Source organism: Bacillus sp. EKM208B, assembly GCF_011800725.1.
In the GTDB taxonomy this organism is placed as follows: Bacteria; Bacillota; Bacilli; order Bacillales; family Bacillaceae; genus Bacillus; species Bacillus velezensis.
Window position 1 is genome coordinate 465,958 of record NZ_JAANHO010000004.1, and the last position, 17,493, is coordinate 483,450.

The window sequence follows — 17,493 nt, forward strand, 5'->3', positions numbered from 1 at the left end:
AAAAAATTTTTCGCTTTTTGAGCCGCCATTGTCAGATGTATGTGAGAAGAAGCCTTTTTATGCGCAGACGGCATAAAAAAACTTGGCGGGGGTAGCGCCAAGTTTTTTCGGATCTTGATCTGATAGAGGGGTTGGGGAACAGAGAGTAACTTCTCTCTATAACTAAATGATAATGATTATCAGTATCATTGTCAATCGTTTTTTAAAACTTTTTCACACTTATAAAAAAAGCGGCATACAGCAGCCGCTTTAAAGTAACCCGTCCTGTTCATATAAATAAGAGTAAGGCAGATCGATAAATAAATACATATTGTCATCCATCGGGTATGAAAAGGTTCTGATCATCTCACCCGTCTCAATATCACTGTACAGGTCACTGAAAAAACCTTTTCTTGAATTCCGCATCTTCATGATGTTTTCTAAAAAGTACGGACGCCAGCTCCAGTTTTTCTCCATATATTCAGGCTGATAAAGCCATTCGCCGGACTGCTTGAACACATTTCCCGTCAGCTGATAGCCTTCTTCATCACACATATAAATTCTGAAGCAGCAGTCGGTCAGGTTTTCCGCCAGTTTTTTAATAAACTCATCGTCCGCCTGATGGGTTTTCTTCAGCTCGGAAACTGCCTGATTGACCCGCTTATAAAAATTCTCAGAGTGTTCATATACCGTTTCCAGCTTCTTTTTTTCTCTCGTAATAAATTGCTGAAACTCCGTTTTCAAGCGTGCTTTTAACAGGCTCCGGTCTATAAAATCGCCGCTCGGCGCCTGCAGATAATAGCCTTGAAAAAATCGGCCTCCGTTTCTCCATGCGTACTGGAGCTGGAAATCAGCTTCTATATCTTCATACAGCAGCGCGGCGCCGATTTTTCTCGCCAGCAATGAAATGCTGTACAGCACATGCTCATATGATGGTGACGGCTGAGATACCTTCAGCGCCTGCAAATCTATTTTCAGAAGGTCCGGTGAAAGGAGCGCGATTCTGTCCAGGTTGCTGCTCTCCTTACCTATATTGTCCACCGCGATTTTAATGCCGTATGTACGATAATAGGCAAGCATATGGTACAGCTGTTCAATGTCGCCTTCGAAATTGTGCTCGGTGATCTCAAGCACAATACGGTTCAATTCAATGCCCTGCTCTTCGTATTCTTTCAAAAGCTCAAGAAAGCTTTCGCCGTGGTCAAGCATCAATACATTCGCATCCTGATTGATAAAAATCAACAGATCACGGTCAGCTTCTTTAAACCGCTCCAGCGCCTGCCTGATGACTCTGTCATCGACCTCAAGCTTATATTCTTCCGGAATGCCGGAATCTAAGAAAAACGACCCGAGGCTCTCAATCTCCGCATCTGCCAAAATACGCCCAAGCACCTCATAGCCTACGACTCTTTGTTCTTCAGCGTTAAAAATCGCTTGGTAATACGGAATGACATCATCAATATTCGTCAGTATATCAAGTGGGTCCAACATGTTATCACCTGCTTCTCTATCTTTGTCTGATTATACACAATTATATCAGCACCACAAATGTTTAGATTAGGGGAAAAGGAGGCAGTATGGCAGCAGCTTAAAATAAAAGGGGGATATTTTTAAGATCACTCTTCAGACCGGTTCATTAAGGACGTTATTCATTTGTTTCACAATCACAAATAAAAGGATAAATATAAGAGCATTATAACCGGCAGCTGTCCAAAAATAATGGCTCCAATCAGTGCTGTTAAATATCCAATCATCATCATGTTTCAACTGAAAGAAAGTTCCTTTTTTATCTAAAGTGCCAAATGTAAGAGTTGTTAACCCGCCAACACTCTCGGAAACGTCAACTCCATACATTGAACCGGCATGATCAGTATGATTTATTGGCATATACGTATAATCAGATAAAATTGTTTCCGCCAGCTTGGTTGGCAGAGACACATATAATACAGCCGATGTATCGCCTCCGAGCCCACTCAAATACTCCCTGGCTTTAATACATTTCGTTTCATCAGGAAAATCTATGTGATATAGCTTTTCAAATCTGATTATTTCATCAGATGTAAGATTGGTATTTTGATAATACTCCGGAGTAAAAGCACAAATAATAAAGTACCAAATATTAAAGATGATAGCTAAACTGCTTACAAATAGTACAACGAACCATTTTAATAATTTCTTCAATTAACCGCCCCTTAATCTTTCAAAATTATATCATAATTTCGAATAGAAAATAAAACAAGCGAACGGCGGCTTTAACGTTCGCTTGTTTTGCAAAATAATCGATATATGAAAAATTAAAACGGATAAGGATTCAGCCATTGCCCCCCGTCCATTGTGATACAATCCCCGTTTATATAGGACGCTTCATCAGATAGCAAAAACGCTGCCAACGCGGCGATTTCTTCCGGTGTGCCCAGCCGGCCGAGCGGCACACTGTTCATAGTGCGGGACACCGCTTTTTCCGATTCAAACAGCTTCTCCGCACCGCCTGTCCGTTCAATCGGGCCGGGGGCTATCGCGTTTGTGCGGATGCCGTATTTGCTCCCCCATTCAACGGCCAGCGTTCTTGTCAGTGACAATACCCCCGCTTTGGCTGCAGCGGAATGAACGACACCCGCTCCCGCTCCCCATGCGTATGTAGCGGCCATATTTAAGATGACGCCCTTCTGCTCCTGCTCGATCCAATGCCTTGCCGCGGCTTGGCTGCAGAAAAATGTGCCGTTTAAAACAATCTCAATAACAGCTTTCCATCCATTGGGCGTCAGCTTCTCTGCCGGGCAAATAAAGTTGCCGGCCGCATTGTTAATCAGCGCATCGAGCCGGCCAAAGACTTTTTTCGCTTCTGTAATCATGTCTGAAGCGGCGGAATCAGAACGGACATCCATTTGAAAACAGGCGACCTGCCCCTCAAAGGTCTCAATTTCTTTTTTTGTTTCCTCAAGTGCTTCATGGTTCCTCCCTGTCACCATGACGTGCCATCCTAATTCAGCCTGTTTTTTCGCCATTGCTTTTCCCATGCCGCTTGAACCGCCTGTAATGATTACCGCTTTCTTATCCATAACAAACCCACCCCTTTTATTGAATGAATAATCATTCATAATTTTATCACAGATGTCTTTCCGCGTCATTACATGCTGAGAAGGGATTTTTCAGCCAAGCTGATGATATAATAGAACAACTCTGACAAAGGTTGGTTTTACATATGGAGAAAATGACCAGAAGAACATTTTTAAAAAGAGGATTCGGTGTTTTGGGTGCAGCTCTTGCAACGGCTTGCGGAGGCTACGGCTATGCCCGGTATATTGAACCGCGCATGATTGAAATCACCCGGCATACAATCACCAACCGCCTGATCCCCCGCGGCTTTGACAATTTTAAAATCGTTCAATTCAGCGATACGCATCTCAGTGATGTGTTTACATCCGGTGACTTGAATAAAGCAGCGGAAAAGATCAATCAGCTGAAACCCGATCTGCTCATCTTTACGGGAGATTTAATTGATAAGCCGCATTTATTTAATGATCACCAGCATGCACTCGCCGTGCTGCAAAATCTTGAAGCTCCCTTCGGCAAACTTTGTGTTTACGGAAACCATGACCACGGAGGCTACGGTACGAACACGTACAAGGCTCTGATGGAAGCTGCTGATTTTCAAGTGTTTCGAAACGGCTATCGTCAGGTGCAGCTGACAGACGGAAGCCGGATTGAACTCGCGTTTTTGGATGATGTAATGCTCGGAAAACCCGATTATGAAGGCACCCTGTCCCGCCTTTCCGAAGATGCGTTTTCCATTTTAATCGTCCACGAGCCTGATGCCGCTCTCGAGATAGGCGGATATCCCGTAAACCTCCAGCTGTCGGGACACACCCACGGCGGCCAGGTCCAGCTCCCGTTTTTCGGCCCTCTCATTACGCCTCCTTACGGAAAAACGTATACCGACGGCATGTATACGCTTCATGACACAGCCGTTTACGTCAATCGCGGGCTCGGTACGACAAGACTGCCGTATCGATTTTTAGCCAGACCGGAAATCACGCTGTTCACATTGAAAACCGAGCAAAAATAAGACTTTTATCCTGATACACAGACACCCCCTCCGTAATATGTATATGGAAAAGAGCAAAAAGGAGGGTGATGAAACTGCTGACATATCAAGTGAAACAAGGAGAAACCATCTCCAGCATTGCGCAAGACTTCAGAATAAGCGCTGCTGCTCTCCTTCAGGCAAATCCCTCAATCCAATCGGTCATATACGCGGGACAGCACATTATCATACCGAATCTTCCTGACCCATCCACCATTCCCTACTCCATCATCGTGTATATCGGAGCGAAGAAACTGGAGTTATACCGCCTTGGCAGGCTCATCCGTACGTACCCCATCGCAGTCGGAAAAATATTGACGACCACGCCGACCGGAGAATTTTACATCGTGAACCGCCAGCCTAAGCCCGGAGGCCCGTTCGGCGCTTATTGGCTCAGCCTCTCTAAAATTCATTACGGCATTCACGGAACAAATAATCCTTCCTCCATCGGCAAAGCGGTATCAAAAGGATGCATCCGAATGTATAATCAGGACGTCACTAAACTTGCCGCTGCCGTTCCTAATGGAACAAGGGTGACTATTATAAGATAGAAAGATCTTATTTGTTAATGGAACGAGCTGATGATAATATATTAAAGTGGGACCTTTAGGGTAAGGAGCGTGTTTATGGATATATTTAAAAATCGCAATTTTGTCCGTCTCTTTTTCGCAGCACTCGCTTCTCAAATGGGAACGACTGTAGGTAATATGGCTTTCGCTTTTTACTTGCTGGACCATTTTTCAAATCAGCCGGCATACACGACTTTGGCTGAGCTGATGTATTCACTGCCGACAGTTTTCGTATTTCTGATTGTCGGTGTCGCAGCTGACCGGCTTGACAGGAAAAAGGTCGCAGAGAATTGTGACTGGATCAGAGCCGGACTGACGATCGTATTGTTTGCCGCATTATACACCGGGAGCATCCCTCTCGTGTTCTGTATTTTGTTCATCAGAAGCGCCGTGACCAAGTTCTTTTTCCCGGCGGAAGCCAGCCTTGTACAAGCTATTCTGCCTAAGGAGCATTACGCGAAAGCGGCGGGACTTAACCAGATCCTGTTCAGCATCTTCATGGTATTCGGCGTCGGTATAGGCGCGTTTATGTATAAAACGATCGGTATTCACGGAGCCATTATCCTTGATTTTGTCAGCTTTATTGTATCAGGCTTTCTGATCCGCGCCTGCCGCATTCCGAAAGAAGCCCGTCAGCCGAACGGCCCTTTTAAATGGGGAGATTCGTTTCTGAAAGACTCGGTCGCTGATTTTAAGGAAGGGATCGTATATATTGTTAAAAACAAATTGCTTGCTTCCCTTATTTTCGGCTTTTTTATCTTTGGTTTTGTCAACGGCGGCTTTGCCGTACTGCCGATGTTTACGATGAAGTACGGACTTGCGCCTGATCATTACGAATCACATACTTCCATCTTCACCGTCGCACTCGGCTTCGGCCTGCTTGCAGGAAGTGTGATCGGAACGATGATCGCGAAAAAAGTCAAACCGCATCATTTGATGTCGATTCCTATTTTGGCAGCCGGACTGCTCATTTTTGTCCTCGGCTATACGGATAAGCTGTGGATTTATTATGCGGCGGCTTTCGTCCTCGGCATGTGCATCGGCCCTGTCAATATCGCCATCGGCGGCTGGATGCCGAAAATTGTTCATCCGAAAATAATGGGCCGGGTCAGCGGCTGGCAGGATCCTTTTATGATGTTTGCCCAATCGATTACACTCGGACTGGTTGCCCTGTTATTTCCGAAATTCGTTTCCAATATTGATTACCTTTATTACGGCATGGGAATCGTGATTTTAGCGGTATTTGTGTTCTATTTTATCGCTCTTCCGAAATACAGCGCCGAGGCAGCAGAGGTCGATGTGCAGCAATCATTAAAGGCTGATTCCGAAAAACATGCGAATCCTGTCTAATAAAGGAAAAAGATGCGCCCTTTTCATCAGAAAAAGGCGTATTTTTATAATCAATATTTGCATTTCAACGCTAAAAAAGTATAATCTATATATGAACTTGATCAATGCAAAGGAGAGAAATAATGGACGACCACGCTTATTCGAAAGAGCTGCAGCCAACCATCGAGAATCTTTCAAAAGCTGTTTATACTGTGAACCGCCATGCAAAAACCGCCCCCAACCCTAAATACCTTTATCTGCTGAAAAAACGGGCATTACAAAAGCTTGTGAAAGAAGGCAAAGGGAAAAAAATAGGGCTTCACTTTTCAAATAATCCCAGGTTTAGCCAACAGCAGTCAGACGTACTTATCTCTATCGGAGACTACTATTTTCACATGCCTCCAACAAAAGAAGACTTCCGGCATCTTCCGCATTTAGGTACGTTAAATCAATCGTACCGCAATCCTAAAGCACAAATGTCTTTGACAAAAGCGAAAAACGTATTGCAAAAATATGTGGGCTTAAAGGAAAAACCGCTTGCCGCCAACAGGCAGCAGCCCGCTTATCATAAACCCGTATTTAAAAAACTTGGTGAGAGTTATTTTTAATTCCGCCGCAAAAAAGCCGATGCGTCATGCATCGGCTTTTTTCTATTCAATCACGTACGTATCCACTTTTTTAATGAGCTCGCTGATTTCAGGCTTGCTGATCTGTTCATCCGCTCCGACTACTTCGCCCCGGTGGCGCAGGTCGTCCGTAATCAGGGACGAGAAAATCATAATCGGCACATCAGAGCTTTGCGGGTTATCCTTAAGGAGCTTCGTCAAACGATGCCCGTCCATTTTCGGCATCTCAATGTCACTGATAATCATGTCAATATGGTCTGACAGGTTTTCTCCGTTATCCGTCAGTTCCACGACGTAATCATACGCTTCTTTTCCGTTTTCAAACGTAACGATTTCACTGTACCCCGCCTCAGTCAGCTCATCCGTCAAAAGACGCATCAGAAGCGGCGAATCTTCAACGATGATCAGTTTTTTACCCGCCCGTCTTTCATCAAATCCTTCCTGATGGACATGGTAAGTCTCAACTCCGGATGCCGATTCAATATCGTAAATGATCTTTTCATAATCAGGCAGAAAGATCATCGTGTCTTCCAGTTTGATGATTCCCGTTAAATGCCGCTCCATGCCCTGGTTCAGGGAAGTCGGCTTTTCAATCGCCTCCCAGGACACCCTGTGGATTTGTGAAACGGAACCGACGTGAAAGACGATTTTCCGTTTGTTGAATTCCGTTACGATATATTTATCGTCTTTTGCTCCTTCGGCATCAACGCCGAAAAAGGAATACAGACTGATGACGGGAAGAATTTCGCCTCTCAGCTTAATCATCCCTTCTACGTCTTTATGAGACTGAGGCACAGATGTGACATCTACCGGCTGAATGATTTCCCGGACTTTCATCACATTTATGCCAAATGTATTGACGCCTACTTCAAATTTGACGATTTCTAATTCGTTTGTGCCTGAATCCAATAAAATATCGTATTGTTGTAAAGACAATTCAATCCCTCGCTATCCGCATTCAGTATTGTACTGTATATATCGGCTGGAAACGGAAAAAGTGAATGTATTCGGTCCAACTGGCCATGAACTCTTTATAAAAAAATGCTTTTTTCTGATATCCCATTGACTTTTTGACATCGAGTGGTAAAATAGTCAAGGATTTTTCAGGAAGAAGGGTGTAATAAATGGGTACAGTAGTCATATTCGACCAAGATCAAATGACGGTGTTAGAAGATATCAGCAAAACGGCTTACCTGCAAATGAAAAAAGAGGCGAAAGAGCGTCCCGACAAGTCCGCTCCATACATCTTATGGCGGGAAGACGTCAGCTTTGAATACGGGTATTAATGACATTCGCCACATATCACAATAGATAGATCATGATACAATGAAGACAATCATTTCAGCTGGTTGTCTTATTTTTTTCTGAAAGAAGGTATGTTTTCACATATCGGACATATACTCGGGATAGTTCAATAAAAAGATGACAAATGCTCAGCTAGTGGTAAAATAGGATAAACTCAATATATAGTATAAGGTGATGAATTATGGAACATTTGCTTAATCCGAATGTAAAAGAAATTGAAATTTCAGGAATTCGCAAATTCTCAAATCTTGTAGCTCAGCACGACAATGTCATTTCGCTTACGATCGGCCAGCCGGATTTCTTCACGCCGCACCATGTCAAAGCGGCTGCCAAAAAGGCAATCGACGAGAACGCCACGGCATATACTCCGAATGCGGGCGGCCTTGAGCTGAGACAGGCCGTACAGCTTTATATGAAGAAAAAAGCTGATTTGAATTATGAAGCTGAAACTGAAATCATCGTCACAACCGGGGCAAGCCAAGCGATTGACGCGTCTTTGCGGACGATTTTATCTCCAGGCGATGAAGTTATTCTCCCCGGACCGATATATCCGGGCTACGAACCGATCATCCGCATGTCGGGCGCCGTTCCGGTCCATGTGGATACGACGACACACGGATTTAAGCTGACGGCGCGGCTCATTGAAGAATCGCTGACACCAAAAACAAAATGCGTCATTCTTCCTTATCCGTCAAATCCGACCGGAGTGACATTGTCTGAGGAAGAGCTGCAAAACATCGCAGCCGTCCTGAAGGGCAGAAATGTTTTTGTCCTGTCTGATGAAATTTACAGCGAATTAACCTATGACAGACCGCATTATTCGATCGCGTCTTATTTGAGAGACCAGACGATCGTCATCAACGGCCTGTCAAAATCACACAGCATGACGGGCTGGAGAATCGGTTTCATTTTCGCACCGAAAGAAATTGCCAAGCACATCTTAAAAGTTCACCAATACAGTGTGACATGCGCGTCTTCAATCTCTCAGAAAGCGGCTCTTGAAGCGGTGACAAACGGTGTTGATGATGCGCTTATTATGAGAGAACAGTATAAAAAGCGGCTTGACTATGTATATGACCGTCTTGTTTCAATGGGGCTTGACGTCGTAAAGCCGTCAGGCGCATTTTATATCTTCCCTTCCATTAAGTCATTCGGAATGTCATCGTTTGATTTTAGTATGGCTCTTTTAGAGGATGCAGGTGTGGCTCTTGTGCCCGGCAGCTCGTTTTCAAAGTTGGGTGAAGGGTATGTGAGGCTGTCATTCGCATATTCACTGGATACATTGAGAGAAGGCTTGGACCGGCTGGAAGCATTTATTTTAAAAACGAGAGAATCCATGCAGACTATTTAAACAACGGCATAACGCCGTTGTTTTTTATTGTTTCGGGAATGTAATATGAAAGGCCGTGCCTCTATCCGGTTTGCTGTCTACTTGGATGGCTCCCTGATGGTTTTTAATAAGGTTGAATGTGACCATAAGCCCCAGGCCGGTTCCTTTTTCTTTCGTTGTCAAAAACGGTTCGCCTATTCGTTTCAGCACGTTTTCCGGTATCCCGTCACCCTCGTCTTTCACCGTCACATTAACGGAATACTCATCTTCTGTCATGATGATGTGAACCGTTCCCCCATCCGGCATCGACTCAACGGCATTTTTAATCAGATTGATAAACACCTGTTTCAGCTGATTTTGATCACCGTTAATATACATGCTGTCATGTTCATAATCCGTTTTGATAAAAATCCCTTTAAGATTCGCCTGCGTCTCTAAAAGAGCGGTCACTTCACTTATAATTTTCTTTAAGTTGACACGCTCTTTCACGGCGTTTTGCTGAGGTTTGGCAAGCATTAAAAGCTCACTTAAAATTAATTCGATTCTGCTCAGTTCAGAAAACACAATTTCAAAGTAATGTTCGTTTTCCCCCATCGTCGGCTTCATGAGCTGTAAAAATCCTTTGATCGCCGTCAGCGGATTGCGGATTTCGTGAGCGATTCCCGCCGCCAGCTGCCCTGCGATTGACAGCTTCTCCGACTTCAGCATTAATTCCTCCGTCTGCTTCCGCTCAGAAATATCACGCAGAATGACCTGCACGGCCGTTTCTCCGAAAAACGTCGTCGGAATGCAGACCATTTCCGTGTAGATCAGCCGGTTTTTAAAGGTAAACCACGATTGCTTAATAATTTCTGACTCGGTCTTTCGGTTGATAATATTTTGGATCCGCTGTTTCACGCCGTCATGATCACAGGGATGAAGCTGATCATAGACGTTTTTCCCAATTAAATCTTCATATGTTTCAGCCTCAAACAGCGAAATGCCCGACTCATTCATGAATACCCATTTATCATTGTGAATCACAGCGATCGTGTCAATTGAATTCTGAATGAGGAGCTGATAACGCTCTCTGCTTTTTTGCAGAATCGTTTGGAATTTTTTCCGTGAAGAAATATCAATCAGAAGCAGCAATTCCGCCCGCTGATTTTTATATGTCGTCGGTGCCGCCTTTACTTCTAAATGAACGGGCGTGCCGTCGAGCCTTCTCCACGTCTGTTCGATCATTCCGACTTCCATTCCTTTTTGCATCCGCACAATTCGGTTTTTCACAATGTCGTGATACTCTTCTTCAATAAACTCATAAGAGCGCCTGCCGATTACCTCGTCTTTGCTTTCAGCTCCCAGCATGGCAAGCATCGCGTTGTTGGCGTAGGCGATTGTGCCGTTGATGCTGACATATAAAGGATTCGGCAGCATTTCGACAAGACGCTCGAATTCGCCGTTTCCAGCCGCATCTTCCGACTGTTGTTCTGCCTTTTGCTTCTTTTGTTCATACATATAAGGCCGGCGGGGCATCTTCTCCTCAAGCACCTTGATTTTGAGGATGATTTCCCGATCCGTCCCCTCCATTTGCGGTGTGACAATTTCCACACCCGCTTCAAGCCATACGATGGTATGATCTTTTTTAATAAGACGAAAGGTGCAAGGCATCAAATGATGCTCATTATAGAAGTAACTTTCAACCAAAAATTGATCTTCTTCATGCAGGAACGTTTTGAGAAATGACCCGATCATCTCTTCCTGAGAATAACTGAAGTACGATTTGCAGTTTGCAGAAATATACATAATACGCCCGTTAGACGTCAAAACGGCATGAAGATCGGTTTTCGATTGAAACTGTTTGACATGCTGAGTATCCTGTTCCACAGAATCCCTCCTTTGCATTATACTCGCACTGCAGGCTGGACACGGACTGGTATAAAAAGAAATTCCACTAGATTGATTCGCTAAAAAATGAGCATTCTCCTTCTATTCTTATTGTGAACGTCAATTTTCCTGAATGAAAGAAAGGGCGCACGAGATGTTCGGCCGCCCTTTCATTTGTTATTTTTTATTGTATTTCTTTTCAAGCTCTTTGTAAGCATCAACTGCTCCTTTGGCAATGTTTTTACTGATATGATCTTTATCATCTCGAACAGACGGAACGACGACGCTGAATGCCACTCGTGGATGTTCTGACGGATAATAGCCGACAAAGGTCAGGTTATACGTCTCTTGCCCCCACCAGTTTTTGTTCGTGCCGTAATAGTGCGTCTGCGCGGTTCCCGTTTTTCCGGAAACATCAGCGCCGGAACCTTGGAATGTTGAATAAGCCGTTCCTTGAGGTGAGCTTGTGACCAACTTCATTCCTTTATGAACTTGGTCAAAATCGCTCGGGCTGTTATTTACTTTGTTCAAAATTTTAATATCTCGCTGTTCAATCGCTTTTCCAATCTTGTTTTTGCTGTCCGGTTCATGAATGCTTGTGACGATCCGCGGCTGGACGCGATACCCGCCGTTTGCGATGGCTGAAATATATTGAGCCATTTGAAGCGGCGTATATGTATCAAATTGTCCGATCGCAAAGTCCAGCAGCAATCCCCCGACCATTTGCGGATTTGACTGCATGCCCGCTGATTCCTGCGGAAGATCAATCCCGGTCTTCACACCCAAGCCAAATTGGGCGTAATAGTTGCGCATTTTCTTAATATCGTCTAATCCGGCCGGCAGCGTGCCGTGCGGAACGTAAGTAATGCCCGCGATATGCATGGCCACATGAAACATATATATGTTTGAACTTCTTTGCAGCGCGGTAAGCTCAGTAATGGTCCCCATTTGTGTCCACGATTGCTTTTCCGTGCCGTCTTTAAACTTAAGCGGTGCATCGACAAACGTTTTATAATGCGGGAGGCCGCTTTGGTAACCTGCAAGAACAGTCGCTCCTTTAACAGAAGAGCCCATCTCATATTGGGTCGTAAATGCTCCGATCGCAAAATCCTGTGTTTTATTTGTTTCGAGATCGATTCGTTTCCCCGCCATTGAGAGAATGTCCCCGTTGTTCGGGTCCATCATGACGGCAAATCCTCTGTCAACCATATAGTTGCCTGCGGCTCGGCTTCTTCTCAGCTCTTTTTCAATGACTTTTTCGACTTTCGACTGTAGTTCCATATCGAGCGAGAGCTGCAGATCGTAGCCTCTGCTGCCTTCATCGACGGGCTTTTGGCTGACGACCTCACCTTTGCTGTTTTCCACATACTCTACTTTTTCTTTATGCGCGTTTAAATAGTCTTCATACTGATATTCGATGTAGCTTTTTCCCACTCGGTCATTCAGTGAATAGCCTCTTGTGACATAGTAATCTTTCCGTTCGCCCAACAATCCCTGTTCCGGTGTCGTCACACCGCCGAACAGAGAGTACAGTGTTTTGTCGTACGGATATTTCCGCGTCCAGTCATTGATTACGTCAATGCCGGGGAGCTCTTTCAGGTGCTCAGATACGACGGAAACTTCTTCATATGTCAGGTCGCTTTTCGGTTTTTGCTTGTTGTTTTCATGCTCGTCAAGCAGTGAACCGCTGTTTCCGTTTCCGTTCAGCTTATTCGGGTCCATTGATTTGACGACTTGCGGCTGATAAGCGTTGCCGCTTGAAAAACGCGTATAAATCGCCGCGATTTCCAGCTCTTTTTTATCTTTTTTGATCGCATCAATCTCCTGCTTCGGGACGCGTTCAATCTGGCGTTTGTACACTTCTTGGGATTTCAGGCTGTTTTCTGAATCCTTCATAAGCTTTTCCGCCTTCTTCGGATGTGCGGCAAGCCAGTAATCAATGATATTTCGATCCTTCATAAATTCAGTATCAATATGAATCAGTGCGGCGAGATTTTTTGCCGTTTTCAATTTGTCCTTTGCCGAGGTTTTTGAGGTGGATACATATACAATTTCAGGCACAGCCTGGTTATCAACCGCCACCCTGTTCCGCTTGTCATACATCTTTCCCCGCGGTGTCGGATAATAGGCGGTTTTTGCATTTGCCTTCTCCGCATCCTGGCGGTGTTTATCCCCTTCGACAATCTGGACGATGCCGAGTTTAAAAATCAGTGCCGTAAAGAGAAGAAAAACAATCAAAAAATAGAGATTCATTCTCAGCGCTCTGTAACGTTTCGTTTTTTTCTTTGGTTCGCGCGCGACTTCAGCCACTTTCTGTTACACCTCTCAAATCATTGAATATATTTACATAAACAGATTTTAATTGTAACATTTTTGTAAAAGTTGTTACAGCGAAAACGGGTAAAAAAAACTGTCAAGATCAAATTATCTTAAAATATATCTAACACTTCAAATAATTTGAAGAGATGTAACGGATTTTAAAAAATAAATACAGATCGTTTTTCCCGGTATAGAGCCGTTTTTCTGCGCTCAATTACAATTATGACAAGAGTTTGTTGTCAAAGGAAATGGCTGCCTGCATTATGACAAAAAAGCTGTGATAAGATTTTTCATGTAGAAAAAAACAACTTCTCTGGGAGGCTATAAACTTATGAAAAAAGCATTTCTCTTATCTGCCGCCGCGGCAGTCAGTTTGATTACATTCGGAGGCATTCAGCAGGCATCTGCCAAAGAGCTGTCATGCCAGCACGTCGTTACCGTGAAAAAAGGAAACACTGTACAGCATCTGACTCTTCAAGAGGCTGTTGAAAAACTACATATGAAAACGAGCGTGAAAAAGCTGAACGTTAAAAATGAGAAAGAACTGACTCATCTGCTGCAAAAACACGCAAAGCATTCTGATATGACAGTTAAAGACGTTCAAAAAGAAACACCGGCAAAAACGGCTCCGACAGCTGCCGAAAAACCGAAAGCCGATCAAAACCAGACGGCTGACAATGCAAAACAGACAGATAACACAAACAACAGCAGCGAGAAAACTCCTTCTTCTGTCAGTGCGTACGAAAAGAAAGTCGTTGAATTGACAAATGCAGAGAGACAAAAGCAAGGCTTAAAACCTCTGCAGATTGATGAAAAATTAAGCAAATCAGCTCACGCAAAATCACAAGATATGAAAGACAAAAACTATTTTGATCACCAAAGTCCTACTTACGGCTCACCTTTCGATATGATGAAGTCTTTCGGAATCACTTATAAAACCGCCGGTGAAAATATCGCCAAAGGACAGCCGACTCCTGAAGCTGTCGTTAAAGCTTGGATGAACAGTGAAGGCCACAGAAAGAACATCATGAATCCTGAGTTCACTCAAATCGGTGTCGGTTACGTAGAATCAGGAAACATCTGGACACAGCAATTCATCGGAAAATAAATAATAAAAAAGATTGCCCCTGCAGGCAATCTTTTTTATTTCACCCAAAGCTTATAAATGCTTTGAGTTCCGCTGTTTTCTTCTCCTTGCGCGGAAAGCTTGTCGTACAATGATTTGGCAAGAGCCAATCCGGGCATTTCTTCTCCCATGAGCTCCGCTTCTTCAAGGGCAATGCCCATGTCTTTAATAAAGTGTTTCACGTAGAATCCGGGCGCAAAATCGCCTTTCAGCATACGGGGGGCGAGATTTGACAATGACCAGCTGCCAGCCGCTCCGGTTGTAATGCTTTTCAGCACTTGTTCCGGGTTCAGACCGGATTTTTCAGCGTAAGCCATCGCTTCAGCCACTCCGACCATTCCCGCTGCAATCGCGATCTGATTGCACATTTTCGTATGCTGGCCGCTGCCAGCCGGCCCTTGATACTGAATGTTTTCCCCCATAACGGAGAAAAGCGGCAGGCATGCTTCAAACGCTTCTTTTTCTCCTCCGGCCATAATGGCAAGCGTTCCGTTCCTCGCGCCGATGTCTCCGCCGGAAACGGGTGCATCCAGGGCGTGAATGGATTTTTCTTTGGCTTTCTCCGCTATCTTCTTCGCCAGAGACGGTTTTGATGTCGTCATATCAATGACAAACGCCCCTTCTTTTGCGTGCCGGAGAATGCCGTTTTCGCCGAGATAGATTTCCTCGACATCACTCGGATAGCCGACCATGGTAATAATGATGTCTGCTTTCTCTGAAAGGTCTTTGACCGTCTCCTGCCAGACCGCTCCCTTATTCAGAATCTCTTCCGCTTTTTGTTTCGTCCGCGTGTAGACTAAAACCGGATAGCCCGCTTCTAAAATGTGCGATGCCATACTGTTTCCCATGACGCCCAAACCGATAAATCCGACCGTTTTGTTCACTGCGCTTTCCTCCCCTGATGCGATTCATAATATCATTCTCTCATGTCTATATTACCATATTATAGGCTGATAGAGTCCGCGTTACAAGGTGAATTTAGAAATAGCGCTGATCAGATCTTCGCTTGCGCTCTTTAACATATCAGTCGATTGCTTCACTTTTTCAAGCGTAACGAGCTGTTCATCAGTAGAAGCATTCACTTCTTCCGCCGCTGCCGCAGATTCTTGAGAAATGGCGGAGATGCTTTGAATCGCTTCTTGAATCGCGGCTTGTTCTTCACTCATTTTTTGAATGTCATTGTAAATATGATCTATACCTTGAACGAGAGACTGCATTTCCGTCGTAATCAGATTGAGAACCTCACCCGTTTCATGAATGGCGCTGTTTTGTTCATCATTCATTCTGCTTGCCTCAATCATTGCGTGTGACGCTTCTTTTGTCTCAGATTGAATCAGCCGGACCGTTTCACTGATATGGCCGGAAGAAAGAGCTGATTGTTCAGCAAGCTTTCGGACTTCTTCCGCGACGACGGCAAAGCCCCGGCCGCTTTCTCCCGCTCTTGCGGCTTCAATGCTCGCATTCAGCGCCAAGAGGTTCGTCTGGTCTGAAATGGCGGATATTGCCGTCACGACTTCTTCTATGTTTTTCGTTTGTTCTTCCAGGTCATTCAGCATTGCCTCTACTTTTTTCGTTTCTGAATTGGCTTCGTTTGACTTCATCAGCAGCTGCCCGAGCGCGTCCAGTCCTTTGTAGCTGGCATCCTCTGAAGATTTTGAGAGTTGTTTTATGCTGCCTGCGCGATCTGCGATTCCTTTTATTTTGACTGAGAGATTTTCTGATTTTTCGTTGATCGTCTCAACCTCTGACGCTTGCTCTGTCGCTCCGGCGGCGACTTCCTCTATCGCTTTTGCGATTTGTCCGCTCGTTTCATTTGTTTCTTGTGAAATGACGGTTAGCTGGTCAGATGTATCAGACACATTTTCTGAGGAGGCCTTAACCTGTTCGACCATCTCTTTCATATTTTCAACCATTTGATTAAAGTCTTTTGTTAACTCGCCTACTTCATCTTTTGATTTCGTCTGGGCGCGGACGGTTAAATCTCCGGCTGAGACTGAATTTGTTTTGGCGATCAGCTGCTGAATCGGCCCGGTTATCGTTTTTGCTAGGAAATAGCTGAGTCCGATCGTAATCACAAGGGCGATCAGTGACATAAAAATGCTCACCGTGTTCATTTTGTCGGCTACTCCCATCAGCTGATCTTTTTCAAACTGCGTTCCGACTTTCCACCCTGTTTCTTTTACCGTTTGGTAGACGACCATGTTCCCCTGCAGCTCTTTGATGCCTTCTTTATCCGTAGTGATGTCTTTTAACGTCTGATCTTCCGAAATATTTTTTCCCTGTTTTTCCGGATGCGCCAGCAGAGAACCGTTTTCATCCGCCAAAAACGCAAATCCTTTATATGGAACCTTTTGCTCGTTGACCATGCTCTGAATGGAGGACAGCTTCAGATCTAAGCTCGCCACTCCGACGATGGTTCCGCTGTTTTGAATGGCTTTTGACGCCGTCACAATCATGTCTCCCGTCACTGCATCTTTATAAGGGTCAGTCCAGACAACTTTATCGGGTTTTTCGGCCGCCATCTTATACCACGTTCGATTTGTCGGATCATAGTCTTTGGCAAAATCGGCCTTTGGATATGTAAACATTTGTTTGTTTGCGGTTCCGACATACGCAAGCGCGACATATTTGTCATTCTGTCCGATCTGTTTTAACTCATCGTTAAAAAGCCGCGCGGTTTCTTTCTTCCCATCTGATAGAAAAGACCGGGACAATTCACCGCCTGCTAATCTCATTAATACGGTCTCATCATTTTTCAGCTGAAGCTCAATGTTCTGACCGAGTGAATTGGTGACATTCTCTGTCGTACGTTTTGCTTCCTCCGTCATCATCGGCTTTAATGTCAAATATGAAGAAACCGTTAAAAAAGCAACCGTTACAATAAGCATTGCCGAGACAAACACAGCAATTTTGATATGCATTTTTTTAAACATAACCATCCCCTCCTGAGAGTTATATCG

The 17,493-nt window shown here is 44.5% G+C and carries 14 protein-coding genes and 1 pseudogene; 7 read left to right on the top strand and 8 right to left on the bottom strand.

The genetic code is table 11. The features are described 5' to 3' along the window. Positions 1–249 precede the first annotated feature (249 nt). The 3 genes from G9F75_RS10070 to fadH form a co-directional block, all read right to left on the bottom strand. On the bottom strand, positions 250–1,470 hold the full coding sequence (locus G9F75_RS10070) for an EAL domain-containing protein (protein WP_014417611.1): 1,221 nt from the start codon (positions 1,468–1,470) through the stop codon (positions 250–252). Between the two features lie 132 nt (positions 1,471–1,602). Beyond that, on the bottom strand, positions 1,603–2,160 hold the full coding sequence (locus tag G9F75_RS10075) for a hypothetical protein (RefSeq protein WP_121984219.1): 558 nt from the start codon (positions 2,158–2,160) through the stop codon (positions 1,603–1,605). A 113-nt stretch (positions 2,161–2,273) separates the two neighbouring features. Next, positions 2,274–3,038, bottom strand: coding sequence for a 2,4-dienoyl-CoA reductase (gene fadH / locus G9F75_RS10080; RefSeq protein WP_003154618.1), 765 nt, complete (start codon positions 3,036–3,038; stop codon positions 2,274–2,276). A 143-nt stretch (positions 3,039–3,181) separates the two neighbouring features. On the opposite strand from fadH, the gene G9F75_RS10085 reads away from it, so the two are divergent. The 4 genes from G9F75_RS10085 to G9F75_RS10100 all read left to right on the top strand — a co-directional run bounded on the left by G9F75_RS10085 (position 3,182) and on the right by G9F75_RS10100 (position 6,569). Further along, entirely contained in the window at positions 3,182–4,045 is an 864-nt protein-coding gene (locus tag G9F75_RS10085; RefSeq protein ID WP_021493757.1) for a metallophosphoesterase, read from the top strand. A gap of 74 nt (positions 4,046–4,119) precedes the next feature. Beyond that, positions 4,120–4,614, top strand: coding sequence for a L,D-transpeptidase family protein (locus G9F75_RS10090; RefSeq protein WP_089072484.1), 495 nt, complete (start codon positions 4,120–4,122; stop codon positions 4,612–4,614). A gap of 75 nt (positions 4,615–4,689) precedes the next feature. Then, positions 4,690–5,982: an MFS transporter gene (locus G9F75_RS10095; RefSeq protein ID WP_014417606.1), complete on the top strand. Its 1,293-nt coding sequence runs from the start codon at positions 4,690–4,692 to the stop codon at positions 5,980–5,982. 122 nt (positions 5,983–6,104) lie between these two features. Next, positions 6,105–6,569 (top strand): YkyB family protein, encoded by a 465-nt coding sequence (locus G9F75_RS10100; RefSeq protein WP_014417605.1) that lies wholly within the window; start codon positions 6,105–6,107, stop codon positions 6,567–6,569. Positions 6,570–6,611: 42 nt separating this feature from the next. Here G9F75_RS10100 and cheV read toward each other — a convergent pair whose 3' ends face one another. After that, positions 6,612–7,523, bottom strand: coding sequence for a chemotaxis protein CheV (cheV, locus tag G9F75_RS10105; RefSeq protein ID WP_014417604.1), 912 nt, complete (start codon positions 7,521–7,523; stop codon positions 6,612–6,614). Positions 7,524–7,711: 188 nt separating this feature from the next. On the opposite strand from cheV, the gene G9F75_RS10110 reads away from it, so the two are divergent. Next, positions 7,712–7,873 carry a hypothetical protein gene (locus G9F75_RS10110; RefSeq protein WP_167409083.1) on the top strand — a complete coding sequence of 54 codons (162 nt, stop codon included), beginning with the start codon at positions 7,712–7,714 and terminating at the stop codon, positions 7,871–7,873. A gap of 200 nt (positions 7,874–8,073) precedes the next feature. Beyond that, positions 8,074–9,287, top strand: a pseudogene (locus tag G9F75_RS10115) (aminotransferase A). On the opposite strand, the gene G9F75_RS10120 reads toward G9F75_RS10115, so the two are convergent. Then, on the bottom strand, positions 9,268–11,088 hold the full coding sequence (locus tag G9F75_RS10120; protein WP_167409084.1) for a PAS domain-containing protein: 1,821 nt from the start codon (positions 11,086–11,088) through the stop codon (positions 9,268–9,270). The pseudogene G9F75_RS10115 and the gene G9F75_RS10120 overlap by 20 nt on opposite strands. 177 nt (positions 11,089–11,265) lie before the next feature. Next, the gene (locus tag G9F75_RS10125; RefSeq protein ID WP_167409085.1) at positions 11,266–13,398 is read right to left on the bottom strand and encodes a peptidoglycan D,D-transpeptidase FtsI family protein; all 2,133 of its coding nucleotides are present in this window, start codon (positions 13,396–13,398) and stop codon (positions 11,266–11,268) included. A gap of 340 nt (positions 13,399–13,738) precedes the next feature. On the opposite strand from G9F75_RS10125, the gene G9F75_RS10130 reads away from it, so the two are divergent. After that, positions 13,739–14,515, top strand: a complete 777-nt coding sequence (locus G9F75_RS10130) for a CAP domain-containing protein (protein ID WP_167409086.1) — start codon at positions 13,739–13,741, stop codon at positions 14,513–14,515. A 35-nt stretch (positions 14,516–14,550) separates the two neighbouring features. Here the strand turns inward: G9F75_RS10130 and G9F75_RS10135 are convergent, their stop codons facing one another. Together G9F75_RS10135 and G9F75_RS10140 are read right to left on the bottom strand one after the other, a co-directional pair. Then, the gene (locus G9F75_RS10135; protein WP_003154640.1) at positions 14,551–15,417 is read right to left on the bottom strand and encodes an NAD(P)-dependent oxidoreductase; all 867 of its coding nucleotides are present in this window, start codon (positions 15,415–15,417) and stop codon (positions 14,551–14,553) included. An 81-nt stretch (positions 15,418–15,498) separates the two neighbouring features. Further along, entirely contained in the window at positions 15,499–17,466 is a 1,968-nt protein-coding gene (locus G9F75_RS10140; protein WP_026092249.1) for a methyl-accepting chemotaxis protein, read from the bottom strand. Between the last annotated feature and the right edge of the window lie 27 nt (positions 17,467–17,493).

Coding starts and splice junctions, on each gene's coding strand:
- G9F75_RS10095 (WP_014417606.1), top strand. CDS start 4,690: ATGGATATATTTAAAAATCGCAATTTTGTCCGTCTCTTTTTCGCAGCA.
- fadH (WP_003154618.1), bottom strand. CDS start 3,038: ATGGATAAGAAAGCGGTAATCATTACAGGCGGTTCAAGCGGCATGGGA.
- G9F75_RS10130 (WP_167409086.1), top strand. CDS start 13,739: ATGAAAAAAGCATTTCTCTTATCTGCCGCCGCGGCAGTCAGTTTGATT.
- G9F75_RS10100 (WP_014417605.1), top strand. CDS start 6,105: ATGGACGACCACGCTTATTCGAAAGAGCTGCAGCCAACCATCGAGAAT.
- G9F75_RS10070 (WP_014417611.1), bottom strand. CDS start 1,470: ATGTTGGACCCACTTGATATACTGACGAATATTGATGATGTCATTCCG.
- G9F75_RS10110 (WP_167409083.1), top strand. CDS start 7,712: ATGGGTACAGTAGTCATATTCGACCAAGATCAAATGACGGTGTTAGAA.
- G9F75_RS10140 (WP_026092249.1), bottom strand. CDS start 17,466: ATGTTTAAAAAAATGCATATCAAAATTGCTGTGTTTGTCTCGGCAATG.
- G9F75_RS10085 (WP_021493757.1), top strand. CDS start 3,182: ATGGAGAAAATGACCAGAAGAACATTTTTAAAAAGAGGATTCGGTGTT.